The organism is Pseudomonas sp. CVAP#3 (assembly GCF_018986375.1).
Lineage (GTDB): Bacteria > Pseudomonadota > Gammaproteobacteria > Pseudomonadales > Pseudomonadaceae > Aquipseudomonas > Aquipseudomonas helvetica.
In genome coordinates this window covers 1-1,416 of sequence record NZ_JAHMSC010000043.1, presented here as the reverse complement: position 1 = coordinate 1,416, position 1,416 = coordinate 1, and the positions used below count along the sequence as shown (strand labels likewise).

The 1,416-nt window shown below is 62.4% G+C and carries 1 protein-coding gene; it reads left to right on the top strand.

The window, feature by feature from the left end; translation table 11 throughout:
- On the top strand, window positions 1-1,416 hold a 1,416-nt coding region (locus KRR23_RS28930; RefSeq protein WP_367880672.1), incomplete at both ends, for an immunoglobulin-like domain-containing protein.

Sequence of the window (1,416 nt, the reverse complement as noted above, 5' to 3'; positions counted from 1 at the left end):
TGGTGGTCGATACCCCGGCCAATGACGTCTACAAAAACGGCAGCACCGTCAGCACCACCATCGAAAGCACCACCGGTGGCAATTTCGAGCAGCTGACCCCGAGCACGACTCCGGCGGTCACCACGATCACCGATTCGATCGATAACACCGGGCTGACGCTCACCGCCAATAACACGATTACCGAAGGCGGTCAGATCACTTACACCGCGACGCTGACCAATCCGGCGGGTACGCCGATGACCGTGACGCTCAGCAACGGCGCCGTGATCAACATCGAGGCCGGCAAAACCAGCGGCTCGGTGGTGGTCGACACGCCGGCGAACGACGTCTACAAAAACGGCAGCACAGTCAGCACCACCATCGAAAGCACCACGGGTGGCAACTTCGAGCAGTTGACCCCGAGCACGACGCCGGCGGTCACGACGATCACCGATTCGATCGACAACACCGGCCTGACGCTCACCGCCGACAACAGCATTACCGAAGGCGGTCAGATCACCTACACCGCGACGCTGACCAACCCGGCCGGCACGCCGATGAGCGTGACCCTGTCGAACGGCGCGGTGATCAACATCGAGGCCGGCAAAACCACCGGCAGCGTGGTGGTCGATACCCCAGCGAATGACGTCTACAAAAACGGCAGCACCGTCAGTACCACCATCGAAAGCACCACCGGTGGCAATTTCGAGCAGCTGACCCCAAGCACCACCCCGGCTGTTACGACGATCACCGATTCGATCGACAACACCGGCCTGTCCCTGGCGGCCACCGGTTCCGTGGCCGAAGGTGGCCAGATTACCTACACCGCCACCCTGACCAATCCGGCCGGCACCGCGATGAGCGTGACCCTGTCGAACGGTGCGGTGATCAACATCGAGGCCGGCAAGACTTCCGGTTCCGTGGTGGTCGACACCCCGGCGAATGACGTCTACAAGAACGGCAGCACCGTCAGCACCACCATCGAGAGCACCACGGGCGGCAACTTCGAACAACTGACCCCGAGCACCACTCCGGCCGTTACGACGATCACCGACTCGATCGACAACACCGGCCTGTCCCTGGCAGCAACCGGTTCGGTCACCGAAGGCGGTCAGATCACTTACACCGCCACCCTGACCAACCCGGCCGGTACGCCGATGACCGTGACGCTCAGCAACGGCGCGGTGATCAACATCGAGGCCGGCAAAACCACCGGCAGCGTGGTGGTCGACACGCCGGCGAACGACGTCTACAAAAACGGCAGCACCGTCAGCACCACCATCGAAAGCACCACCGGTGGCAACTTCGAGCAGTTGACCCCGAGCACGACGCCGGCGGTCACCACGATCACCGATTCGATCGATAACACCGGGCTGACGCTCACCGCCGACAACACCATTACCGAAGGCGGTCAGATCACTTACACCGCGACCCTGA